Origin of the sequence: Desulfurococcus amylolyticus Z-533 (assembly GCF_000513855.1) — an archaeon.
Taxonomy (GTDB): Archaea; Thermoproteota; Thermoprotei_A; order Sulfolobales; family Desulfurococcaceae; genus Desulfurococcus; species Desulfurococcus amylolyticus.
In genome coordinates this window covers 1,284,392-1,307,099 of sequence record NZ_KI911318.1, presented here as the reverse complement: position 1 = coordinate 1,307,099, position 22,708 = coordinate 1,284,392, and the positions used below count along the sequence as shown (strand labels likewise).

The 22,708-nt window shown below is 45.8% G+C and carries 23 protein-coding genes, 2 tRNA genes, 1 rRNA gene and 1 other RNA gene; 14 read left to right on the top strand and 13 right to left on the bottom strand.

Translation table 11 applies throughout. From position 1 onward, the window contains the following. Positions 1-688 (bottom strand): CBS domain-containing protein (locus SPHMEL_RS07015; RefSeq protein ID WP_042667869.1); only part of this gene is annotated, 688 nt, incomplete at its 3' end. 276 nt (positions 689-964) lie between these two features. On the opposite strand from SPHMEL_RS07015, the gene SPHMEL_RS07010 reads away from it, so the two are divergent. The 3 genes from SPHMEL_RS07010 (at position 965) to SPHMEL_RS07000 (ending at position 3,056) form a co-directional block, all read left to right on the top strand. Next, positions 965-1,615, top strand: a complete 651-nt coding sequence (locus SPHMEL_RS07010) for an IS607 family transposase (protein WP_042667868.1) — start codon at positions 965-967, stop codon at positions 1,613-1,615. Next, positions 1,599-2,897, top strand: coding sequence for an RNA-guided endonuclease InsQ/TnpB family protein (locus SPHMEL_RS07005; protein ID WP_042667867.1), 1,299 nt, complete (start codon positions 1,599-1,601; stop codon positions 2,895-2,897). Before SPHMEL_RS07010 ends, SPHMEL_RS07005 begins: the two co-directional genes overlap by 17 nt. A 57-nt stretch (positions 2,898-2,954) precedes the next feature. Next, positions 2,955-3,056, top strand: a tRNA-Thr gene (locus SPHMEL_RS07000). A gap of 13 nt (positions 3,057-3,069) precedes the next feature. Here SPHMEL_RS07000 and pyk read toward each other — a convergent pair. From pyk to map, 6 genes are all read right to left on the bottom strand, one after another. Further along, positions 3,070-4,494, bottom strand: coding sequence for a pyruvate kinase (gene pyk, locus SPHMEL_RS06995; protein ID WP_012608910.1), 1,425 nt, complete (start codon positions 4,492-4,494; stop codon positions 3,070-3,072). Positions 4,495-4,501: 7 nt separating this feature from the next. Beyond that, positions 4,502-4,807 carry a YunC family protein gene (locus tag SPHMEL_RS06990; RefSeq protein WP_084322182.1) on the bottom strand — a complete coding sequence of 102 codons (306 nt, stop codon included), beginning with the start codon at positions 4,805-4,807 and terminating at the stop codon, positions 4,502-4,504. Between the two features lie 93 nt (positions 4,808-4,900). Further along, a 5S ribosomal RNA gene (rrf, locus tag SPHMEL_RS06985) occupies positions 4,901-5,019 on the bottom strand. A 24-nt stretch (positions 5,020-5,043) separates the two neighbouring features. Beyond that, positions 5,044-5,328 (bottom strand): hypothetical protein, encoded by a 285-nt coding sequence (locus tag SPHMEL_RS06980; RefSeq protein ID WP_042667984.1) that lies wholly within the window; start codon positions 5,326-5,328, stop codon positions 5,044-5,046. 5 nt (positions 5,329-5,333) lie between these two features. Next, positions 5,334-6,428 carry a DUF1512 domain-containing protein gene (locus SPHMEL_RS06975; RefSeq protein ID WP_012608907.1) on the bottom strand — a complete coding sequence of 365 codons (1,095 nt, stop codon included), beginning with the start codon at positions 6,426-6,428 and terminating at the stop codon, positions 5,334-5,336. Positions 6,429-6,485: 57 nt separating this feature from the next. After that, positions 6,486-7,376: a type II methionyl aminopeptidase gene (gene map / locus SPHMEL_RS06970; RefSeq protein ID WP_042667864.1), complete on the bottom strand. Its 891-nt coding sequence runs from the start codon at positions 7,374-7,376 to the stop codon at positions 6,486-6,488. 85 nt (positions 7,377-7,461) lie between these two features. On the opposite strand from map, the gene SPHMEL_RS06965 reads away from it, so the two are divergent. The 4 genes from SPHMEL_RS06965 to SPHMEL_RS07400 all read left to right on the top strand — a co-directional run bounded on the left by SPHMEL_RS06965 (position 7,462) and on the right by SPHMEL_RS07400 (position 10,214). Beyond that, entirely contained in the window at positions 7,462-8,148 is a 687-nt protein-coding gene (locus SPHMEL_RS06965; protein WP_042667863.1) for a metal-dependent hydrolase, read from the top strand. A gap of 544 nt (positions 8,149-8,692) precedes the next feature. After that, the gene (locus tag SPHMEL_RS06960; protein WP_042667862.1) at positions 8,693-9,778 is read left to right on the top strand and encodes a tyrosine--tRNA ligase; all 1,086 of its coding nucleotides are present in this window, start codon (positions 8,693-8,695) and stop codon (positions 9,776-9,778) included. A 93-nt stretch (positions 9,779-9,871) separates the two neighbouring features. Beyond that, a tRNA-Ala gene (locus SPHMEL_RS06955) sits at positions 9,872-9,975 on the top strand. Between the two features lie 71 nt (positions 9,976-10,046). Continuing rightward, positions 10,047-10,214, top strand: a complete 168-nt coding sequence (locus SPHMEL_RS07400) for a hypothetical protein (RefSeq protein ID WP_156915455.1) — start codon at positions 10,047-10,049, stop codon at positions 10,212-10,214. A gap of 87 nt (positions 10,215-10,301) precedes the next feature. Here the strand turns inward: SPHMEL_RS07400 and SPHMEL_RS06950 are convergent, their stop codons facing one another. Next, a complete protein-coding gene (locus SPHMEL_RS06950; protein ID WP_042667861.1) occupies positions 10,302-10,553 on the bottom strand; it encodes an Lrp/AsnC ligand binding domain-containing protein in 252 nt (83 codons plus the stop codon). A 171-nt stretch (positions 10,554-10,724) separates the two neighbouring features. Between SPHMEL_RS06950 and SPHMEL_RS06945 the strand changes: the two genes are divergently transcribed. Continuing rightward, positions 10,725-11,249: a DUF367 family protein gene (locus SPHMEL_RS06945; RefSeq protein ID WP_042667860.1), complete on the top strand. Its 525-nt coding sequence runs from the start codon at positions 10,725-10,727 to the stop codon at positions 11,247-11,249. A gap of 22 nt (positions 11,250-11,271) precedes the next feature. Here the strand turns inward: SPHMEL_RS06945 and rnpB are convergent. Continuing rightward, an RNA gene (rnpB, locus tag SPHMEL_RS07080) (RNase P RNA component) lies at positions 11,272-11,591 on the bottom strand. Between the two features lie 622 nt (positions 11,592-12,213). Here rnpB and SPHMEL_RS06940 point away from each other — a divergent pair. Further along, positions 12,214-12,477 carry a DNA-binding protein gene (locus SPHMEL_RS06940; protein WP_338083765.1) on the top strand — a complete coding sequence of 88 codons (264 nt, stop codon included), beginning with the start codon at positions 12,214-12,216 and terminating at the stop codon, positions 12,475-12,477. Here SPHMEL_RS06940 and rgy read toward each other — a convergent pair. After that, on the bottom strand, positions 12,461-16,099 hold the full coding sequence (rgy, locus tag SPHMEL_RS06935) for a reverse gyrase (protein WP_042667859.1): 3,639 nt from the start codon (positions 16,097-16,099) through the stop codon (positions 12,461-12,463). The genes SPHMEL_RS06940 and rgy overlap by 17 nt on opposite strands. A gap of 444 nt (positions 16,100-16,543) precedes the next feature. Here rgy and albA point away from each other — a divergent pair, with 444 nt between their 5' ends. Both albA and SPHMEL_RS06925 read left to right on the top strand, forming a co-directional pair. Continuing rightward, positions 16,544-16,834 (top strand): DNA-binding protein Alba, encoded by a 291-nt coding sequence (gene albA / locus SPHMEL_RS06930; RefSeq protein ID WP_014768092.1) that lies wholly within the window; start codon positions 16,544-16,546, stop codon positions 16,832-16,834. Positions 16,835-16,896: 62 nt separating this feature from the next. Continuing rightward, the gene (locus tag SPHMEL_RS06925) at positions 16,897-17,550 is read left to right on the top strand and encodes a hypothetical protein (protein WP_042667858.1); all 654 of its coding nucleotides are present in this window, start codon (positions 16,897-16,899) and stop codon (positions 17,548-17,550) included. 58 nt (positions 17,551-17,608) lie between these two features. On the opposite strand, the gene SPHMEL_RS06920 is transcribed toward SPHMEL_RS06925, so the two are convergent. After that, a complete protein-coding gene (locus tag SPHMEL_RS06920) occupies positions 17,609-19,261 on the bottom strand; it encodes a DEAD/DEAH box helicase (protein ID WP_042667857.1) in 1,653 nt (550 codons plus the stop codon). A 1-nt stretch (position 19,262) separates the two neighbouring features. Further along, entirely contained in the window at positions 19,263-19,667 is a 405-nt protein-coding gene (locus SPHMEL_RS06915; RefSeq protein WP_012608895.1) for a hypothetical protein, read from the bottom strand. Positions 19,668-19,823: 156 nt separating this feature from the next. On the opposite strand from SPHMEL_RS06915, the gene SPHMEL_RS06910 reads away from it, so the two are divergent. The 3 genes from SPHMEL_RS06910 to SPHMEL_RS06900 all read left to right on the top strand — a co-directional run bounded on the left by SPHMEL_RS06910 (position 19,824) and on the right by SPHMEL_RS06900 (position 21,955). Further along, positions 19,824-20,633 carry a phosphoribosyltransferase family protein gene (locus SPHMEL_RS06910; protein ID WP_042667856.1) on the top strand — a complete coding sequence of 270 codons (810 nt, stop codon included), beginning with the start codon at positions 19,824-19,826 and terminating at the stop codon, positions 20,631-20,633. Between the two features lie 127 nt (positions 20,634-20,760). Continuing rightward, complete coding sequence (locus SPHMEL_RS06905) at positions 20,761-21,177, top strand: ACT domain-containing protein (protein ID WP_083757840.1); 417 nt, start codon at positions 20,761-20,763, stop codon at positions 21,175-21,177. Positions 21,178-21,235: 58 nt separating this feature from the next. Next, positions 21,236-21,955 carry a DUF72 domain-containing protein gene (locus SPHMEL_RS06900; RefSeq protein ID WP_232216793.1) on the top strand — a complete coding sequence of 240 codons (720 nt, stop codon included), beginning with the start codon at positions 21,236-21,238 and terminating at the stop codon, positions 21,953-21,955. Between the two features lie 87 nt (positions 21,956-22,042). On the opposite strand, the gene SPHMEL_RS06895 is transcribed toward SPHMEL_RS06900, so the two are convergent. Then, complete coding sequence (locus SPHMEL_RS06895) at positions 22,043-22,543, bottom strand: hypothetical protein (RefSeq protein ID WP_042667854.1); 501 nt, start codon at positions 22,541-22,543, stop codon at positions 22,043-22,045. Positions 22,544-22,708: the final 165 nt, after the last annotated feature.

Sequence of the window (22,708 nt, the reverse complement as noted above, 5' to 3'; positions counted from 1 at the left end):
TTGCAGTCAGGATGCCTACCACAGTGTTGCCGCTTGTCACGGGCAGTCTTCTAAACCCATAGGTACTCATGGTTTCCAGTGCTTTTCCTAGTGTTGAATTGATACTTATTGTTAAAACCGGCGTTGACATAGCTTCCCTGGCTTTTAAACCGGTCTTGATGATGCCGTAGAGGTATTTAACGAGATCATGTTCGGTGATGATGCCGTAGATAGTGTTATCCCTGTTCAATATGGGGATAACGCCTATGCCATGCACGATCATTGCTTCAAGCACGTTGATTAATGTATCGTCAACGTATAAGCTAATAGGGTTTTTCACCATTATGGTCTCAACGATTTCCTTCTCAAGGGCTGAGTAGATATTGTATTTATGCCTGTTGGCAACGATCTTGAAGTATTCTCCACCACCGAGATAACTAATTAAGTCTCCAAGGGTGAGTAAACCGTGAAGCCTCCTATCACTTAGTGAAACAAGGAGGCTTCTCCCATACGTGGATATCTCCTCAAGGGCCCGCCTTATCACGGTTGAGGGAGAGACTATCCTGGGCTCTCTTCTAGCAATAAAGTAAAGCTCCTTCTCTACCTTGAAGATATTGTCATCAAAATTGGGGGTACCATCGCTTCTAAGTAGCCTGTATGGGTCAGTTTTCCTGAGAGGACGGGGCTTCCGGGGTATTGGTACATTCATTTCGACACCAAGTATATAAATATTTGTTCCAGCATTAATTAATGTTTCCACTTAGAATATCCATGGAATACCTATTGAAATATATATATATACTAGATATATAAAGATATATAAAACTATAAAGTTCATAAATCCTGCGGATTCAAGATGTCATTAAACAAGGTATCACATATAAGGAAGGTGAATCCAGGCACCAAGATATATTGGAAAACCCTATAAGAGGGCAGAAACGTTTATTAAGGTCATTGAGGAAATTTTATAGACAGTTGAGGTCGAATGTTGGAGAGGTTGCTGAAGCCTAGGGAGTTCTGCGAGATTGTTGGGATTAGCTACAGGACTTTTAAGCGGTGGGTCTCTGAAGGCAGAGTGAATGTCGTGCGAACGCCTAGTGGCAGGATGAGAGTACCGTACTCTGAGGTAGAGCGCATCCTTGGAGGGAGGCCGGAAGCCAGAGAAGTAAGGGCAGTAGTATATGCCCGGGTGAGCTCCAGCGACCAGAAGAGCGACCTAGAAAGGCAGGTACAGTACCTTACGCAGTACTGCTCTGCGAAGGGGTATAGGGTGGTCGACGTCTTAAGTGATGTTGCTAGCGGGCTGAAGGCAGACCGCAGAGGGCTGCTCAAGCTCTTCAACTACGTAGTTAGCAGGCAGGTAGACGTCGTTGTCGTAACGTATAGGGATAGATTAACTCGTTTTGGTTTCGAGTACCTAGAATACTTCTTCAGGCAGTACGGGGTCAGGATAGAGGTCATCTATGGTGATGAGCCTAAGGACGCTCACCGAGAGCTTGTGGAGGATCTACTATCGATAGTCACCTCATTTGCTGGCAAGCTCTACGGTATGAGGAGCCACAGAAAAAAGAGGCTCGTTGAGGGCTTCAAAAAGCTAGTGGAAGAGGTCGAAAAGGGCGCTGGCGAGAGTAGCTAGAACCATTGTAGTCGAGACGCCGCCCATTCCAAGGAGACTCTTCAGGGTCTTCGCCGAGCTCGAGGGCGTGTACCGGAACATGGTCGAGCAACTCACGTTATACGCTGTGAGGGAGGGCGTACCCTCCTTCACAAGGCTGAAAGCTTTGAAGTATCGCGAGCTAAGGAGTCTCTACCCCCATCTCCCCTCCCACTACGCTTACACAGCATGCCAGGACGCCTCTGCTAGAGCCAAGAGCTTCCTCAGGCTGAAGAAGAAAGGGCTGGTTGAAAGAGAGCACCCAGAAGTCAACAGCGTCTCTATTTGGCTGGACGACCACCTGTGGAGAGCAAACAGTTTGACATCTATCGAAGTAGCTACCCATAGGGGCTGGGTACTCCTCGAAGTTATACCGCACAAGCAGTACTGGAAGTACGTGAATAAGGGCTGGAAGCTTGCTTCTGAGGCAAAGATAAAGCTGGACAAGAGGGGTAGAAGACTAGTAATCTACCTAACCTTTGTGAAGGATGTTGAGGAGCATAGGTCACGCGGCTTTGTGCCTGTTGATGTTAACGAGAACAATGTCACCGCACTGATCGACGGCTCTGTATATCTCTTCGAGACAAATACTGGGAGGATAGTTCTCGGCTACTACTACCGTAGGAAGAGGATTCAGGAGAAGTACGATAAGCTCTACGGTGTGAAGTCCAGAATTAAGAGGAAGATCCTGAAGAAGCTTAATGAAAGGAGGAAGAAGCTGGATGCTAGGTGGAAGATCGCGAACATAATTGTGAGGGAGGCTTCTAGAAGAGGCTATGCCGTAGTCATGGAGAGGCTTGGGAGGAGACCGGCTGAACATATGATTGCTAGAATAAGTGATGAACAGCTGAGACACAGGGTGTTTCAGGCATCGTTTAAGGGCGTACAGAGGGCAATTGAGGAGAAGGCGAGGGAGTACGGCGTACCAGTAATCTATGTAGATCCCAAGAACACGTCTAGGCTCTGCCCGGTCCACGGCTCGGAGATCGCCTACGAGGACGGGTCTAGGGTTGGGAGGTGCACCAAGGGCGGTGAGATTTGGCACAGAGACGCGGCAGCTGTGTGGAACTTGCTCCTCAAAGCCCTGCGGGGCGATGGGAGCGGTGCTCCAAGCCCCGCGGGCCTCAACCTAGATGGGAGCCCCGTGCCGTTGGGCTCGACAGCCGCCCATGAACCCACGGTGATAGCACGTGACCTGTGGGCGAGGCGGAAGTCCCTAGAGGCGACCCTAAATGACCCTAAAAAGCACAGAACAGCCCTCTAGGGACAAACGGCGCTTAACTTTATAACGCTCCTTGTTGAATCTTTTATAACCAGGTATGCCGCCGTAGCTCAGCCCGGTGGAGCGCCGGCCTCGTATCGGCTTATTTAACCGGAGTCGCTGGAAAGCCGGTGGACGCGGGTTCAAATCCCGCCGGCGGCTTCTTCATAAAGTTCTAAATTATTTGTCTAATCCTTATTTCATGTATACTTGTCTGAGGCTTTGCATATGTCTCAACAACTATATCGCCAGGTCTCAGATAATTCTGTTTAACTAGTGTCTCAACCAGTTTTTCAACGCCCACCTCATACTCCTTTTCAAGGTTATCCTGGATGACCTGGGACATATCAGTGATTTCCAATCCATACTTTATCGATAGCTTTTCAGCCAGGAACCGGTTACTTACGCCTATATAGACTTTGATCTGCGGCCTATATTTTGAGACTAGTGTAGGCATTCTACCAGTCTTACTATAACCTACTATAGTGCCTCCGAGGCTCTCAGCTAGTAGTACGAGTCCCTGCACGTATTTATCCAGGAGATTCATAGCTTTGATTGCGCCTCTATACTCGGATATTAGTGCCCTGGAAAGCTCGGACTCGGCTGCCTCAATAATTCTCCTAGTCCATCTAACTACTTCAACAGGGTATTTCCCAATAGCTGTCTCATTAGTGAATAACACTGCGTCGACGAGATCTTCCACGGAATTATATAGGTCTACTACATCACTCCTACTAGGCCTTGGATTATTCACCATGGACTCCAATATCTCTGTTGCAATAATCACGGTCTTACCATGTTTAATTGCCTCCCTTACTATCTCCTTCTGTATCAATGGTAGTTTCTCGAGAGGGAAGTGAAGCCCTAGATCTCCTCTTGCAACTATCACTCCATCAACCACCTCGATTATCTCACCCATATTTATGAATCCGCTCCTCGTCTCTATCTTTGCTATGAAGCCGGGCATCCATCCATGCCTGGATAATACATCCTTCGCCAATTCCACATCCTTCAGGCTCCTAACATAGCTTAGAGCGACGAAGGTCGCTTTTACATCGCTAGCGAACTTAAATACTCTTCTATCCACCTCACTGGGAAACGCCACCGGGTACTCCTTCCCCTCTATAACAACCTTCTTCCTGGGTTTCACAACCCCATCGTTTAACACTACCACCTCTACGAAGTCCTCACCTGTGTTAATTACTCTGAATGATATCTCGCCGTCCCCATAGAGTATAATGTCCCCGGTTGAAGCGGCTGTGTAAAACTCCTTGGCTGGAACAATAATTATCTTTTTCTCTCCACCACCATTACCCGGGTTCGATGAAATTACAACGTTATCGCCTTGCTTTACAGTGAACTCCTGGAAATCACCGCTTCTAACCTGGGGACCCGGTGTATCCAGTATTAGTGGAATAGCTTTGCCGAGATCACTGGACGCGTCTCTAACTAGTTTAACATATTCTATCCAAGTATTCTCATCACCATGAGCACAGTTGATCCTAAACCCGGCTACACCCTCCTTGATCATTTTCTTAATTACATTGTAATCACGAATGCTGGGTCCAAGGGTCGCTATTATTTTCACCCTACCCAACACGAGGCACCTACAGCTTGTTAATTACATCTATTAGTTTAACCCCCTTAACAAGCCCGTGTTCTCTGGCCTTACTTGTTGAATCGCTTATTTCTTTAGCCAGCATGTCCTCGACTGTTCTAACACCCTGGACTTTCACAGCAACCACGCCGAGTCTCTCAGCTGCCTGTACATCGAGAAGCCCACACATGGCAAAGCCTTTTTCACCTATTAGAATAACTGCAGGTGGACTATTTGGAAGCGAGATCTCGATCCCGATTAACTTCTTACCCTCCACATTAACCTCTCTTATACGTATAAAATCTGAAACACTCATCATAACCCCCAGCATGCCATGAGACTCTTTATATACTGGGGTTTCTTAAATATGCTGGCTCGTTAAGGATATATGAATATAGGAAGCGGTGCCCGATCCCAGCTCAGAGCGGCTGCGAGGCCTCTCGGACCTCACTGCCGCTCTGACGTGGCCGGCTTAACTTCCGGGTTCGATATGAGACCGGGTGTTGCCCGGCCACTATGGCCGGGTCGGGCACCGTAGTTCCATTATATTCATTACTGGGGTTTTAAAATCTTACTTTTTTCAACAGCGTAGATACCCCTTATTTTAACTACGCCCCCGCATTTCGGGCACTTCCCTTTATCAAGCCCTATGAAATCCCCCGCCTCAAAGTCTTTCTCAAGCCTGTATCCACAGCTACTACATTGTATAAGTACCCTTGTAACATATTCTTCCCTCGGGGATTTCTTCGGGCGAGACTCCAAGTAGAGGTAGACTATAAGTATCACCATCAGTATTACCAGTATTATATTAGATAAGGTGTTCAGGTCTATACTCATACCATTCACCCGGGTATCCCCATGGTATTCCCTATCCCGGCAACTATTATCGTTGAATTCGGTTTTGTATGTTCCTCTATAATTCTTTCAAGGTACTTTAGGGTTGAGTCAGCTGCTTCAAATATCTCCTTACGCATAACCGTTATCGCCTCGCGAAGATCCATCTTGATGACAAGCGCCCTTAATGGAATTCCATATTTAGATGCCGCCCTCTCAATAGCTATTTTCTCAGGACCGGGATCGCCTATTGCTGCCCCAACTCCCTCAGCTATCGAGCCTGATTTCTCGCCCTCGAGCTTTAATGCAGCATCCACCGTGATCATTAAGTCAACACTGCCCTTGAGCTCGTCTACTAATCTATTTATCACCGCGCCCGGGTGACCCACATTGCTTCCAGGCCCCTCAGCTTTCACAACATAGATCCTTCTATCTTTATACCAGACCTCGGTTATCGAGGTATCATCTAGAATCCTTGATGATATCTTCCTCCCGGATTCTATCAGCCTATAAGCTACCAGGGGGCCGATTCCATCGCCTATAGGCTTACCCGTTGCAAAGGCGTCGAACGCTTCATGATACGTGTTCACGTATTTCAGTATCTGCGGCATCTGGAGCTGTAGCTGCATTATCAGTATCCAATTATTCTCCTTCTCACCGGTTAGCAGGTAGTGTCTAACCACCTTATATATTACGTGTAGCGCCCCCACGATTGAGAGAGTTGTCTCTACAAGGCTTCTCTCATACTTACCCGCATGGGGTATTTCAGCCTCAATTAACCTTCTCACAGTTGTATCTGTTATACGAATCAGGTGATCCATCCTCTTTATAATGTCAACAGGCTCTATCCCGACGGGTTCTATAGTGAAGAACTCGATGACCCTATCGATAAGCGGCTCCGGTGATTGAATACCGAGGTTTCTAAGCATAACTTTAGTCTTCTGCTTATCCTCCTCCAGTATGCCCTTGATCAAATCCAGCTTCATTCTTATATCTGTGACCCAAATCTTCATCTGTATCTTCTGGTTCAACCCGGTTATAATTAGAAAGAACATTATAAGCCAGATAACCTGTATTATTAGTGAAGCAGTATCGCCATCCATCTAATTCACCGCTACTATATTCTTCTCATTAGCCATGATATTTATTAGAAGAGAGATTTAAATAGTCGTAACAATAACTTCCCTATGAAGTATTATAAATGTGTGCTCGAACTGTGAAACAATGCCATTGGATTTCTCGAGTAGAACAGGGTATTCATGCAGCAACCCGGCTTTACTCATATAGTATATTATTGACCCAGTATTCCCGCTATATTTGAGTAACCATCTCTCAGCGAATGGAAGGGTCTTCCTCTCATCCATTATCTTCTCATAAACCTCCATAACGCTTTGAGGTAGTCTACTCTTCCTCTTCTTAAGAGAATATATTGTAACCTGCTTCCCCTCTTCCACGAGGCCGACTCCCGTAGAGGCAAATGGCTCCACAGCATAGACCCCGGGTCCAAGCCTCCATCCCGAGAAGAAGTCATCGTAGTTGGGTATGCTGAGCCCGGAATGAATCATATACTGATCTATACTGTGACCACTGAGGTTTCTCACAGGGTTGAAACCCATCGATTTAATAGTCTCCATGATTATCCTCCCTATCTCATTAGCCTTGATCCCTGGTCTTACAGCTTCAACAACCCTCTCCAATGCAAGCCGTGAAGCCTCTACGAGGCCCTCGTAAGCAGGGTTGAATGAGACCGTGGCAGCTGTGTCAGCTATATATCCCTTCACATGAACCCCTATATCTATCTTCACAACTGAGCCGTCCGGTATTCTACCGGTGTCACCAGGTACAGGGGTATAGTGTGCTGCAACCTGGTTCACACCGATGTTCACGGGAAATGCTGGCTCTCCACCGAGCTCCCTTATCCTGTTCTCAACATGTTCAGCTATTTCTAGGAAACTCATACCGGGTTTAACTAGTTTAACAGCTTCCTCCCTCACAGTCCTGGCTATCCAGCCCGCCCTTCTCAGCATTTCCACTGCTTCATCAGTAAGCATACCACTCACCATGGATGTATGGAGCTATCTTGATCAAGAGATATATAGTTTTACTTAATTATATTATGAACACTGGGTGAATCCAATGGCTGTAATCAAGTATCTTGGACACAGCTTCTTCGAGATAGCTCTTACAGGCCTTGATGGAGCTGTGAAAAACATAGTCATAGATCCATGGGTCGAAAACCCGTTAAGTCCGGTTAAACTAGCCGACTACAAGGGTAGAAGGCTCGATTACATTATAATCACACATGATCATGAGGACCACCTCGGGAACGCCATAGAGTTAGCCAGGGAAACCAGTGCAACCATAATTGGCATATATGAGATAGCATTGTACAGCGAGGAGAAAGGAGTAAAGTCCATAGGGGGAAATATCGGTGGTTCATTGAGGATCCCGGATCTCGAGGTAATTCTAACACCGGCTACACACAGTAGTAACAAGGGGGCACCGGTAGGGGTTGTTATACGAGGAAAGGATATAACATTATACCATGCAGGGGATACCGGGTTATTCAGTGAAATGACCCTTATAGGAGAGCTGTATAAACCCGATGTAGCCATGCTACCAATAGGAGGACATTTTACAATGGGTGTTCGTGAAGCAGTCAAAGCTGTTGAACTAATAAAGCCAAGGATAGCTATACCAATGCACTACAATACGTTCCCACTAATACAAGCCAACCCAATCGAATTCAAGAACATGGTTGAATCCAGAACAAGCACAAGGGTAGTGGTGTTAAAGCCGGGAGAGACGCTGGCATATCCGTGAAAACAATCACAGCAAAGGCACAATCCATCCTCTGATTAATAACATGTTTAAAACCACATGTTTTTACAACTGAAAGCCTCGTCCTCGTCCTTTATGGCGGGAATGGAGTGTTTATTAGGTTTTAGTGCTTGCACTATAGCTGGATGGTGGAGTGTTACAATCAAGCCCTCAGATAGGCGGGCTCTGTTCACCCCGACTACCCCCCCCAGATGACTTAAACCCTGAATAGATGCAGGGAACAGTAAGCCACCCTCTCAGGGCGGAGAGGAGGTCAGAATTTAATCTTGGCTAAGATGACTTTAAAACCGAGTGGTGTCCCCCACCCCTAACACTTGTGGTCATCGAGGCCGTGCGGCTCTCCTCCCACAAGCTCCTCTAGGTGGGAGCGGGGCTGTCGTTTCCAACTATGTTGTCAAAGGGGTATAAACCTGTATTACAACCAAAGGCCTCACCCATTAGGGCTGGAAGAGGTTGATTAATTTATTAGACCGGTGATCCACAATATAAAGTAATAACTTAAGATTAATTTAGAACCGGTGATCCCATGGATACGGATGAAAAGGTGAAATTGGCTACACGCAATGTCCTCGAGGTAATAACAATCGAGGAGCTCAGGAAGATCTTCGAGGATAAAGAGCGTCCAAAAGGATACCTCGGCTTCGAGCCCAGTGGATTAGTCCATGTTGGATGGCTTGTCTGGATGTTTAAGGTCAGGGATCTCGTGAACGCCGGGGTCGACTTCTACATCCTGGAGGCAACGTGGCACGCCTACATCAATGATAAGCTAGGTGGGGACATAGAGATGATCCGTAAGGCTGCTAGATACACGAGGATAATACTAGACGCGATAGGTGTACCTGAGACAAGGATTAAGTATGTTGATGCCGAAGAGCTGGCAAGTGATAAGGAGTACTGGGGATTATTATTGAAGGCGGCGAAACATAGTAGTCTAGCGAGGGTTAAGAGGGCGCTTACTATAATGGGTCGTAAGATGGATGAGGGAGAGACAGATTTCTCGAAGCTGATATATCCATTGATGCAGGTGACAGATATATTCTACCTAGATCTTGACATAGCCCTTGGTGGAATGGATCAGAGAAAAGCCCATATGCTGACTAGAGATATAGCTGAGAAACTAGGACGCAGAAAACCAGTTGCACTCCATACCCCGATAATCACGGGGCTCCAGGGCCCCGGTGGGAGAATGGAGGGCAGGGAGTACGATGAAATAGCCTCAGACGTTAAGATGAGTAAGAGTAAGCCTGAGACAGCAATCTTTGTCCATGATCCACCAGAAGTCGTCGAGGAGAAAATACTTAAAGCATACTGTCCACAGCGAATCACAGAGTTGAACCCTGTGATAGAGTTAAATAAATACCTGTTATTCCAGCAAGAAGGCTTCAAGCTAGTGGTTGAAAGACCCGAGAAATACGGGGGAACCATAGTGATCGAGAGTTATAATGACCTGGAAAGAATGTATGTGAAAGGCGAGATACACCCATTAGACTTGAAGAAGGCAACAGCAAATGCATTGAATAAGCTCCTAGACCCTATAAGGAGACGAATAGAAAGTGATCCCATGGCAAAGGAAATCTTGGAAGAATTGCTAAAGGCAAAGGTTACAAGGTAGAATCATGGATTAGTTACTAGGGAAATTAATATCATAAGCTTCTAGCTTGTGAATCTTTAAAACCCGGCTAATTAATCACAGTAGATAATGGGTGGGCCGGTAGCTCAGCCTGGAAGAGCGCCGCCCTTGCATGGCTTCCAGGCTGCACCGAGGTCGAGGAAAGGCGGAGGTCCCGGGTTCAAGTCCCGGCCGGTCCACTTTACACATCACTCTTAAAGGATTCTAGGAGTTGGTTTTCATAGCGGTTTATGGTGGTTGATTTTGCCGCTTGACATCATGCCCCCCCCCCCCGTCTTCTCTCTACGCCGCCTACGAGGGTCTGCCTCCCCTAAGGAGGTGGAGAACTCCCTCAGGCGGCCTCCTCGCATCACTCATCGAGTTCATCACAGCGTCCTCAATACCTGCTTACAATAATAAATACCTTACAGCTTTTTGAGAAATAAGGACTAGGTAAAAAGGCGAGAAAAACGTCATGAACTCGTTGACTTAAACAAGGATAAAAAAGATGGGATAAGCACAAGTTTTATTGTCTAATCCTCTCCTCGACAACGATCATTGTAACAGTCGTTCTTATATCGGGGTATCTCCTTATCTTATTCGTAACTATCTCCCTTATCTTTTCAAGGGCATCTGTCTCAATTTTTAATACTATATCATATGTCCCGTAAACTACATATGCCTCCTTTACCTCGGGTATCTTGAATAATTCATCGAGGACCTTGGCCTCTGTACCAATCTCGGTTTGAAGAAGGATTATTGCAGATGATTTCGCCATCTCACTCCCCATTATAATATATATGAAGAGGAATAATAAAGATTTCTTTACAAGGTGTTACCATTTATTATAGAATATTCTAGTAAATACCGGTTCACGGTACCCATATAAAAGAGCTTGAAGATATCTGAATCCATGGTGAAATCAGCCCACTCCATGGTGTAATACCGTTTGAATACAAGGATATATGTCCTACTATACCACGAGGATGATCCCTCAAAGAATACCGCGGTTAAAATGGTGAGGATGAACATAGCCAGAGTAATTAGTCCAAGAGAGTTGAAGTATAAGAGGCCAGTCATATTAAACCCGTTTTCAAACGACTACCTAGGCCCGTGGCTTCGTGGAGAAGTGGAGGCCCGTGGAGTACTGGTGGTAGATGCTAGCTGGAGAAAACTCACCTATTCTAAATTCCATGGGTTGAAAGGCATTCATGTAAGACTGCCGCCATTGCTACCGGGCAACCCAGTCAACTATGGTAAGCCATGCATGCTCTCAAGTGTGGAGGCTGTTGCAGCATCACTATATATAACTGGGTTCACCGAGGACTATAGCGAACTATTAAATACATACAAATGGATGGAGACATTCCACGAGCTCAACAAGGAACTACTAAAGGCTTATGCATCAATTAAATCCCTTAGTGAATTAGAGTTAACAATAATCGAGTACTGGGGCAGTAATAAGCCCTGCTAAATCAAGCAAATCAAGCTGGGGCGCGGCCGGGTAGTAACCCGCATTCTGTTTCAACCCCACATTCGTCTATGCGGCCCACACCGGTCGCGTGGCCCTCACCCCGGGACCGGGCCTTGCTCCGTACGGGACGGCCGTTTCAACGCCTCCACCACCGTCCTCCATGACTTAAGACCCCTGTTGCCAGAGGCCACTCATTTCATCGCCACATGGTGGTGGCCGTGTCGTTTCTGTGCCGGAGCCACGGGGACTACCCGTGCCCCTTTCGGGGCCATACTGCCACGGGGAGTGCGGAGTTTCCTCACTCCATCACATATCCGGAGCGTTGGTGGGGCACCCGGCCGCATTTTAATCTATTCGTTTACGCCCTAATTAAACTAGCTGAAAAACGCTCTCACGAAAAGAATGGGGATATCTCTAAGGGAATTTTTCCATAGAGTCTTTTCCACCGGCAACCTAGGGGTAGAACCTTAGGTTTCAATTAAGATCAGTTTATAAACCCCAATGGAAACCCCCACCCCTTCACTTCCACTGGAGACTATAACCTTATGATTTATTAAAATGACTAATTAAGTGATCTCATTAGTTGATCAATCATTATACAAATATATCATTATACAAACTAAAGACTGCGATCTCTTCAATATAATTGATTAATGGAGTTTCTTCGATATTGATTTGCAGTGGAAGTGAAGGGGTGGGGGTCTTGGACCTCCTGTTCCACCGGCATCCTACCCCTGGAACCAAAAGTTCTTCGAGTGGGAAAAAAGTGAAGTCTATTGAAGATCCGCCCCACTCCAGTCGCATTCCAACCCTGGAACCAGAGGTTTATGATTGATCACCTATGGTTTTCCAGTCGCAATCATACACCAGAAGTTTCGGTTCTACCCCCTTGTTTCCACTGGAGGCTTCAATGTGGGAAAGCTTATATATCTTAACCCCTTGTTTCCTAAATATGGTGAAACATGTGGATTCGGTGAGAATCCTGAATATTGGCAAAAAACCACTTGAGGATTACATTGTAGAGGTAATATTAATGTTCCAGGAGGGTAGCGACAAGCTCGTTTTAAAGGGCGTCGGCCCCAATATAAGTAGGGCTGTTGACCTATACAACATGCTTGTCTCCAGGATGGGGAGCAGTATCGAGCTCGTCAACATAGGGATCGGGAGTGAGAAGGTTCGCGGTAGGATTAAACCCTATATAGTTATCGAGATCAGGAGGAAGTACTAGCGAAGTCGCCTCTATTAACCATGTTGATTGAATGAAACATGTTTAGCTTGGACCCTATGTCAGTAAGGTAAACCAATGCATCTACTTCACCATTGATTATCTTATCTATTGATTCCTCGAGCCTTCGCGTGGCCTCAATAGATACTAGTTCGGGGTATCTATCCCTGAGATACCCATAGACCTCTATTCCTCTCTTAGATGGAATAAGCTTTAGTCTCTTCTTCGAGACGAATACATAGCCATGCCTTTTAATGCTCTCAATTATCTTCGAGTAGGTGCTTGGCCTTCCAAGGCCTAGTTTCTTCATCAATGAAACTAATTCACCCTCAGTGAAGAGCGGCGATTTACTTGAATCCACCACGGATATCTCTTCCACGGGGACTTCAATGGATTCCACGGCATCCAGCTCCTTGTAAACTCTGGTTTTCTCGAAGACGTTGAAGCCCTCCTCAACTATGTTGGTTAGCAACTCTATCTCGCCGAGTTTAAACTCGTCGAAGTATACTGCGTAAATAGATTTAACGGCTTTAAACGGCTTCAGCTGGCTTGAGATGAACCGCTTGAATATTAGGTCGTAGAGCTTTAAGTGCATCCCTGTTAAAGGTATCACGGTGTTAATCACTCCCTCAGATACAGCCTTCAACAAGTCGTCGAGATCGTAGGGGTAGACAGGCCTTATTGCTTCATGCGTGCCCGGCGAGCCCCAGTGGCTTGGCCGTGCGTAGTCCTCCAGCTTCTTCCCCTCGATATACTTCATCGCGATGCCTATGCCTGTATTACTTACATAGTGACTATCAGTCCTGTGGTAGGTTATTAGTCCAGCTTCAAATAATTGCTGAGCGATACTCATCACTATACCAGTATGTAGATTCAGTTTGGCGGCGTCGCTTAGGAGCTCGTCTGTTGTATACGGTGGTTTAGGCGTTATAGTAACTATCTCCCTACCTACCCTAACCAGTTTAAGCATCTTGGCCGTCTTCAACTCCCTGATTACCTCTGAATTCTTCCCCATGAAAACACTGTAGATGATGTTCAATGGTGAGCCAAGCTTAAACCGTATCTTCTTACACTTGTTTCTCATGTACTCCTCGTACCTATCTATCACGAGCCCCAGTGTCGGTGTTTGAACCCTGCCTGCACCAAGGAACCTTAATCCATATATACCCTGTAACTCCTGGCTCAGCTTGAATCCAACCAGCCTATCGAGTACTCTCCTGTATATCTCGCCCTCGACTAGTCGTTGATTAATACCCCTCTTGTTGTTAATGGCTTTAAGGAACTCCTGTAGTGTTATCTCATGTAGCTCTATCCTCCATACTTTCTCATTATAATACTTTACGGCTAAGTAGACGTCGTAAGCTATCTTTTCACCTTCAATATCGGGATCGGTCGCTATATATACCTCATCGACCTCGCCGGCTATCTTTCTCAAAGCGGCTACAATTGTCCTTGAATCACTGAATAACCTGCTACCGCATCTTGGACAGTGATCGCCTGTAGTGAACTGTGTCCCGCATAACCTACACTTCTTTATGTACTCGTATACCGGTGTAACCCTGTTATCAGCGATGACAACGCCATAGTATCCCTCCTCGCCAGTTGTTAGATCGAAGATGTGTCCACGGGTTGGTACTATGTTTAAGTGAATTATTTCCCCGCCTATTTTAACAGGGATCTCGTAGACGGTTACATCGCCGAGCTTCCTGGCAACCGGTTTGCCGAAGAATCTAGCTATCGTCTTAGCCTTGGTTGGTGACTCTACTACCACTAGGATAGACCTGTAACTCATCCCAGGGGAGGAATCATTATTCCTCCTGCTCGATTCGATCGCCTTGATCTCAGAGTCTAGGTCGACACTGGCTAGGTCTATGAACACCAGCTCCTTGTTCAAGCCCTTCAGCCTGGCTTCAAGGCCTTTTACAGTGTTGTAGAGGGCCCTGTACTCAAATACTATTGAGAGCCCATGGGTCATCCTGGAGCCATATAACCTACTTGTTCTACCGCTAGCCTGTATATATGTCATTACATCTGGTATTAAGGCGTAGTAGTCGCCGCCAGCTCTCACCAGTGTTAAGGTACCAATATCCATGATCCCCTTCTCATCCAGGATAGACCTGGTTCTCTCCAGTGTTTCCCTGTAATACTGCTTTATCACCTGGTACTTTGAATAAAGCTTCTCACTGGCCTGCAGGGCCTCCTCGAGTATTTTACCAGTTAAGGCCAGCTTAACAAGTCTCACCTCGCCAGGGGTCAACGTGTAGAGGAGCCTCCTTAACTCTAACACTCTGTTTCGGGCATCGTTGCTGTCAACCAGTTCAAGGAGTACACGGATCATCATGCCTGGGTTGGCTAGGAGTGACTCTAGGCTGGTGGCGAAAACCGGGGATCCGATGAATACAACATACCTTATAGCCTCCGGGGCATCGATGCCTCTAACGCTTGACCCATAATAGCTTGCCGAACCGGTTAGTATGTCGAGCTCCCCCTTGATCAGCCTTGCTACATTACCCGGTGTTGCATCCCCTATTCTGAATCCTTTATCTGCTAGAATGTTCACAGCCTTATCTAATTCCTCCTTGAGCATGTTCTTAAACGGGTGGTGTGGCGCTATATATATTATTCCTCCTGGACCCAGTTTCTCAATGATCCTGGCCAGCTCCCCATGTAGCTCGCCTGGTTTAATCAGCATGTATGCATCGGTGACGTCTCTCCCGTAGATGGTCACGCCTGATATATCAACATGGAGTAGCTCCTTAAGGATCCTGCCCATTAAGCCTTTCATACGGCCGGTGGCTGATGCAACGATGAATTGCGCGTGGCGTGTACTAGAGAGTGTTTTCTCGATGAGCGAGTCCACCTCTATGTACTCCTTTACTAATTCAGCGTACTTATCGTTGTTGTTGAAGGCCTTGTTAACCATTAGCCTCCAGAGAAGGCTAATCCTCTTCTTAGCCAGCTCGATGACTTCATCACTATAGCCCAGTATCCTCAGTAGCCTCAGTACATTCTTCTCACTCCTCACTACGCTGTCAACATCGTCAGCTATCACTATATCTGGTCTACTCCTTGAAAGCAGCTCGGACTTCCTCGATAGGAAGCCGTTTGTTGCGACGAGTATGCTATACTCTCCTTTTTCAATCCTAGATAATACCTCCTCCCTTTTCTTCTTACTCATGGATGAATCATAAGCGATCAAGTTGACCCCATTAATCCCGGTCCTTTCAGCTGCCTCCACTAGTCTACGATGGATCTGGGTTAAGAGGGTTCTCGTTGGTGTTATATAGACAACTCTCTTACCTCTCCTAGCCGCGTAAAGCGAGTAAATGATCAGTAGTGTTGTCTTACCCATACCAGTTGGCGCGATCAACACAGTGTTCTCCCCGGAGACAAGCCTCTTAGCCCAGATCTTCTGAGCCCCCCATACACTAAGCCCGTTACTAGCCCTCCTGAAGAACTCCTCGAAATCGCCCAGTCCACTTGATGTAATATCCCTGAGTATACTCGTTAAACCACTATTAGCACACCTGCTACAGAAACCACGTAACTCTACTTCGCTTGACAAGATATCTCCGCCACATACTGGGCAGAAACCCTTATATAAAGGGTTAAAGGCACCAGGCAAATCAATCCCTCACTAGATCAATGGCTTCAACATGATGGATTTAAAAACAGGGGAACCGGTACTACGATATTTATTCGTATTTGTGAAAATAGGGTACGTATTCAGTAGCATGTTTATAATTTGACTAAATGGTCACACTACCATTACGGCGTCTATAAAATCATAGTACCCATACTTGTAAGAAGTGACCTATATAGTCATCGTGAAAATAATAAAATTAAAAACATATAGAATCGATAACACGTTTGTAATGGGCCTATCCCTATTGAAATACGAGGTATTAGCAGGATTTGTTTTTAAAGTTTCAAATAATGATGAATATGACGAAGATGAGGAATAATTAGATGAGTAGTAATTCTTAGCATTACATAAAGCGAAAAGTTTTTATAGAACCCCCTTTATTTCAAAAATCCCAGTATATAATCTAAGGAAGAGGTGGAATATATGGCACAACCACAAAGTGCAAACACCGTGCTAGTAGGTAAGAAGCCTGTAATGAACTATGTTATTGCAGTATTAACTCTGGTGCACCAGGGTGTAAGAGAGATATATATCAAGGCTCGTGGAAGAGCCATCAGCAAGGCGGTTGACACCGTAGAGATAGTGAAGAACAGGTTCCTACCAGGCAAGGTCGATGTAGAAGAGATAAAGATTGGCAGCCAGACAGTGACCAACCCGCAGGGAAGAGAATCCAGGGTCAGTATCATTGAGATAAAGATAAAGGTAAAGGAGTAAACACTGTATTTTTACAGTTTTTCCCAACTCATTAACCATTCACCAGAAGCCGGCTGTAGGAGATGCCTAGGATATTCTCGGGTTCAATACTAATAGAGCCAACAGCTCTATCACTATCTAAACACATAGATCTCCTAAAGTTTCTAAGAGGTTTCATTAACGAGATAGGAGTACTCCACAGGCCTGGAGCAATTGACACCCGTGTATCCGGGAACATGCTTACCATAGCACTATCCCCCTACACAGAGATTGTTGATTCCAGAAACATTGAAGAACTCGAGGGATTACTGGAATACGTTAGGAGAGAAATAGGCAGAGTATATATAGCTGAAAGAGATACCTGGCTCGACTTCACCAGTATACCGGTCGACGACCTCCTGGACTTGTTAAACACGGTTAAGAACAGGGGTAGTGGATGCATCGGTTCTACATGTTATGTTATCGATGACGCAAGCGTGGAATGTAGGAGGATCATCATAGTTGATGAAAGACTAGTCTACTTAGCTGGATTACATGGCCACATCTTCACAGACTTCAAGGTCGAGCCCCCAGGTAGTAGCATATTCAACTATATGTATTGTGAGACAGACAGTGGACACCACTCACTCATATCGGGAACCAGGGATGCGGGGGTTGTATCCCTTAGCGTTAAAGTGCCCCCGGGTCTAGACGACCTTATCCAATGGGCATTACTGGGGCTGGTCTACCTCCAGTAATAGATGTCTAGCATTAACCAGGGATTAAATGAGCTCGCTAACTAAGTATGGTAAGGATTCACTCATAGTCCTTGGCGTCGAATAACTCGTCGAGACCCGTGGTCTTCCTTCTTCTAGCCTGGAACTCCTCACTGGTCTTCTCAAGTACTATCTCGTACAGGATGGCCTCCTTCCCACCCGGCTTAGGCCTTAGCAGCCTCCCAAGCCTCTGTATAAACTGGCGTCTCGAACCGGTGCCGGAGACTATTATACCTACGTTGGCATCAGGTATATCTAGTCCTTCATCACCTACGGTTGTAACTACTAGTATACCCTTCTCAGATCCCTTGAACTCCTCTAGTATGTGCTTCCTCTCGCTGGTGGGTACCTCACCAGTTAATAAGTATGCGTTAAGCCTCTCGCTTATTTCCCTGGCTTGATCCACATACTGAGTGAAAATTATGACCTTGCTCCCGTTCTCCAGCTCCCTTCTAGCTATCTCCACAGCTTTCTCTATCTTAGCCCTAGCCCTTGCAAGTATACTCCTCATCTGGCTATGTACCCTGAGGGCTTCCCTGGCTTTTTCATTGGTTCGCGCCTCCTCTAGGACCTGTTTAAACTCCTTTCCATTCACGAGACTATAGTACTTCCTCCTTAGTTCATCATATAGTTTTCGTTCTTCACTACTCAGCTTAACCTTAATAGTCTCCACTCTGTAGCGTGCGAGGTAACCCATTGCCACTAGGTCCTGGGGTGTCTTATAGTATATAACACCCCCGAGTAATGGGAACAACTCTTCGTGTCTCCCATCCTCCCTAAACGGTGTTGCCGATAACCCCATACGGTACCCAGCTATACTATGCACGGCTATATGCTTGAACTTGTCTGCTGGGAGGTGGTGTACTTCATCGACTATTAATAAATCGAAGAATGGCGAGATCTCGTTTATCTGGCGAAAGCCGCTTTGATAAGTTGTTATGGTTATCGGCGCGATCTTCTTTTCCTCGCTATAGATCAAGCCTATCATTGACTGTGGTATACTAGTGTACTCTAGTATAGCTTTCCTCCACTGCACCATCTGCTCCTTAGTGTATACTATTATAAGACTACGGACAGCCTTTTCAATTATTGCGGCAACACCGATTAATGTTTTACCCGAGCCCGTGGGCAGGGCGATGATCCCGCGGTAATTGTTCTCAATCCATTTACTCAGAGCCTCCCTCTGGTAATCCCTCAAGGCTATATTCCTCAGTTCTGGCTTGACTTGGAGACTTTTAGATGCAAGTATCCCTAAGGGGTCTTTAACGGGGATGCCAAGCCTCCTAAGGCTCTTCCCTAGTAAATCAGAGTTCAACGGGAGTATCTTGAAGACCAGGGTTGACGGAGTTTCAGAGCTCCGTTTAGCCTCTACTAGGGAGAGGATGTGTTTTAACCTAGGGTATATGGTCTTAGGTACATGTAGAATTACATATCCCCTGACATTATCCCACTCGATTAGGGGCGAGTACTCGTCGAAAGCCTTCTTTAGATCCTCTAGTGGGCCTTCGAGTTCGGCGTTGAAATCCCTGAGGAGGTTTAACACGTCTTCAACGCCATAGTTATTCCTTAACGCCTTCTCGGGGTTCAGTGAGAACAAGCGGTATCCATCCCTATACCCGATGTAATCGGAGATCTTGAGTAGCTCTCTAAACTCGTCTTCTTCAAGCCACCTCTTTACCTTAAAGTAAACCAATTCACTCACCTGTAAGCACTAGTATATCCTCGTATTCTACCGGCTCGTAATCCGTTAACACTGGCTTATCCATGCATGTCATATAGAATACCCCGAGGGCGTATGTCTTATCAGTATAGAACTCAGCGGCACCTCCAAGACTCCTAACCACCTTAGAGTAGTTTAATAAACGGGTGACATACTCGTCTACAACTGTGTCTAAGCCGAGTTTCACTGAGACCCCGAGAAGCCTGACCACTACTTCTTCACCCGTATTTTCAAGGTGTAGGTATATACATATTCTTCTCTCACCACATGGTCCACACGTTCTAATGTACTCGTAGCCCATTGCCACGGCATCGTCTAGTATCTTCGAGAGGTGTTCTAGGCTGGTGATCAATGCTAGTTTTTCATCTAGTTTGAACACGGGTTGTTAACCACCTCTATGAATGGTCGTCGCGTGGGTTTTACATCACTTTAATCAGCTCTTAAAACCCTCTTCATCCCATTGAGTCATTATTATTTTTATATTCCTTATTTAAAGATAAATAACTAAGGCTTATTTAATCAGGAGAGGGCAGGTATGATTAGGATTAAAGGTAGCAGGGTGCTAGTTGTAAAGCGCCCCAGCGAATCCGAAGTGAGGGCTTTCGCTGAAAAGCTGATGGCAGCTCACTCGAAGAGTAAGGCCGATAGAACCAAGATGAGGCTTATGGCTAGTGAAGTACTTAGATTGCTCAAGCCTAATTTATCTTACAAGGATCTATACGAGATAACCGGTATCCCTGAGTCCGTGCTCTGCAGGTATGTGAGGGGCTCTATAATCCCTGGCTTCGAGCAGGCAGCCTTCATACTCTCAAAGATATCTCTCTCAATAGACTTAAGCTACCTGCTCAGAGACCTAGTGGAGAAAGAGAAGAGCCCTATAATAGACTTGCTAAGAGTCCTTAAAGACCCCTATGTGGCTAGATTGCTTTCCATAATATTGATCCTGGAGTTAACAGGTAAAGAAGTCACAAAGATCATAGCTACAGCCGAAGCAGTGCTCCCACTAGCCACAATGCTTTCACTAGAGTTCAATGCACCAATAGTTCTAGTCAAGAGGAAGAGTTATCCGGGTGTTCAATACTATAGTACTTCATTTATGAAGAGCCCGAAAGATATAGAGACCCTCTATCTTGACAGGGATTTACTGAGTAGAAAGGATAAGCTATTGATATTATCCGACGTAGTGTACTCTGGTAGAACATTGGAGGCGGTATTGGAGCTGGTCTCCAAGTCGAGGGCTGAGATCACTGATGTAATAGTAGTACTTGGCTTAGGCGAGATTTGGAGGGAACGCCTAGAGGAGTATAATATAAAGGTACTTACGGTGATCCCGTTTACCATGTAACCATGATATGGAGATTTAAATAGGGTATGTATCTTAAGCATCATTCCGTATCTAGGACTTAAAGAGGGAAAGACATAGTTATAAGCATGTATTAGATCAAGAATATCTAGGAACTAGGTGATTTGGAATGCCGGCCATGATAGAGGAGACAGTTAAAGTAGACTCAAAGGGCAGGATAACCATACCAATAGCTGTGAGAGAGCTCTTTGATATAAGGGAGGGAATGTACATGTTGATCATAGCTGATAAGGAATCAAGGGAGATAAAACTGGTTCCACTGCCTGTGGCAGCCAGGCTAGCTAAGCTAAAACTACTCGTCGAGGATAGGACGGGCGTCCTTGCTGAGTTAACCAGGTTTATTGCAAGCCATAACGTTGACATAGTGTCAACTAAGTGTGTCGTGTTGAAGCGCGAGGAGCTTGGGGAATGCGAGATGATTATTGATATAAGTAAAACTGGTTGGAGCGATCCATCTATAATAATAGAGAACCTTAAGAAGCTAGAGCCGGTTAAAAACGTTGAGTTAGCACAGCTAAACATTTAAACCTGGGCCTGCCCTAATGGTTCCCAACGTAATCAGGATAGGATGTTGTGGATTCCCGGTGTCAAGAAAAAGATACGTTAAGGAATTCAACGTGGTTGAACTCCAGAATACTTTTTATAACCTTCCATCTAGGGAATGGTGTAGAATGCTCCATGAATCCCTTCCACAGGGCTTCGAGATAACTATTAAGGCGTGGCAGGCTGTAACACACCCATCGACCTCGCCGACATGGAGGAGAATGAGGAGTAAGCCTAGAGGAGAGCTCTTGAACTACGGGTACCTGAAATATACCAGGGAGAATATTGATGCCCTAACAGAGATCGTTGAAAGGGCTAGAATACTTGGAGCTGGAATAATAGTTTTTCAGACACCCTCGAGCATGCCTTGCGACAAGGAGAGCCTTGAAAACGTTGGTCGCTTCTTTAAAGAGGCTATTAATATTGCCGGCGAGGATGTGAAGCTTGGATGGGAACCCAGGGGAGAATGCAGTAGGCGAAGAGAGGTTTTAGAGTTGATCAAGGAGAATGGGTTAATACACGTTGTAGACCCGTTCAAAGCAATGCCGGTAAGCCTGCCTGGTGGAGTAGCATATTTCAGGCTCCACGGGATCGGGGGAGAAGTTAACTACAGGTATAGGTATAGTGATGGAGACCTCATGGGGCTCTATAAGTTGATTACTAAGCTGAATCCACGCGTAGCATATGTTATGTTCAACAATATATACATGTTCGAGGATGCTTTAAGGTTCAAGAAACTCGTTGAATCAATGAAAACGTGATGAACGCCCTATCCGGGCGACCGTTTAAACGGGATGAGCATTAACGAACCCTGTCTGATCCAGTGTACAGCTAATTGTTAACCATCCTTAACCATTACCGGGGCTCGTTTTCACATTAGCTGAAACGTATTTGAGCAGGGATATTTTCCTACTTAACTCGGTCTCCAGCCTATAAACCTCTGTGCCTGGTAGACAATTCCTTAAAGCACTACCAGGTAGCATCCATGTCGCAGGGCTTATCCTGCCCCATACCACTTTGGCGAGCACCCTGTTCCCCCTCCTCATCACGTATATAAGCCCGTCGCCAACCTCTATAACCGGGGGTCTAGCCACCATATTCTGCACTGGTAGGATAGCCCATACTTCTACACATATTGTTTTAAATAATGGGGTAGCCTCGTTTAAGGCTGATATAATATTCTTCACTGAATCATCAGCTTCCTCTAGTTTAAACCTGTAAACAGCCCTCACTGAGTCCGGGGTTAGAATAGTTGTTACAAACCCCCTACTTCTAAAGTGCTTCTCCAGCTTTGTAACCCTTCCGATTTCACAGGTAACATCTACTAGTACCGTGGCTACAGTGTTCATTAGACCACCTTTCTCAAAGTTAGGGATCAGCCGGGGACAACTTCTTCACTGCTTCAGGGCTGGATTACTCATCACTATTATAGTATAGATTCAACACGGGCTTAAATCCTGTATACCTGGAGACATTGGTTGAGTCAGAAACACGGACCTTCTTCACTAATCCGT

What these genes read in the sequence shown, in the direction of transcription:
- SPHMEL_RS07010 (WP_042667868.1), top strand. Translation starts at nt 965, where the DNA reads ATGTTGGAGAGGTTGCTGAAGCCTAGGGAGTTCTGCGAGATTGTTGGG.
- SPHMEL_RS06990 (WP_084322182.1), bottom strand. Translation starts at nt 4,807, where the DNA reads ATGAGTGTTTCAGATTTTATACGTATAAGAGAGGTTAATGTGGAGGGT.
- SPHMEL_RS06980 (WP_042667984.1), bottom strand. Translation starts at nt 5,328, where the DNA reads ATGAGTATAGACCTGAACACCTTATCTAATATAATACTGGTAATACTG.
- SPHMEL_RS06975 (WP_012608907.1), bottom strand. Translation starts at nt 6,428, where the DNA reads ATGGATGGCGATACTGCTTCACTAATAATACAGGTTATCTGGCTTATA.
- map (WP_042667864.1), bottom strand. Translation starts at nt 7,376, where the DNA reads ATGCTTACTGATGAAGCAGTGGAAATGCTGAGAAGGGCGGGCTGGATA.
- SPHMEL_RS06965 (WP_042667863.1), top strand. Translation starts at nt 7,462, where the DNA reads ATGGCTGTAATCAAGTATCTTGGACACAGCTTCTTCGAGATAGCTCTT.
- SPHMEL_RS06960 (WP_042667862.1), top strand. Translation starts at nt 8,693, where the DNA reads ATGGATACGGATGAAAAGGTGAAATTGGCTACACGCAATGTCCTCGAG.
- SPHMEL_RS06950 (WP_042667861.1), bottom strand. Translation starts at nt 10,553, where the DNA reads ATGGCGAAATCATCTGCAATAATCCTTCTTCAAACCGAGATTGGTACA.
- albA (WP_014768092.1), top strand. Translation starts at nt 16,544, where the DNA reads ATGGCACAACCACAAAGTGCAAACACCGTGCTAGTAGGTAAGAAGCCT.
- SPHMEL_RS06925 (WP_042667858.1), top strand. Translation starts at nt 16,897, where the DNA reads ATGCCTAGGATATTCTCGGGTTCAATACTAATAGAGCCAACAGCTCTA.
- SPHMEL_RS06910 (WP_042667856.1), top strand. Translation starts at nt 19,824, where the DNA reads ATGATTAGGATTAAAGGTAGCAGGGTGCTAGTTGTAAAGCGCCCCAGC.
- SPHMEL_RS06905 (WP_083757840.1), top strand. Translation starts at nt 20,761, where the DNA reads ATGCCGGCCATGATAGAGGAGACAGTTAAAGTAGACTCAAAGGGCAGG.
- SPHMEL_RS06895 (WP_042667854.1), bottom strand. Translation starts at nt 22,543, where the DNA reads ATGAACACTGTAGCCACGGTACTAGTAGATGTTACCTGTGAAATCGGA.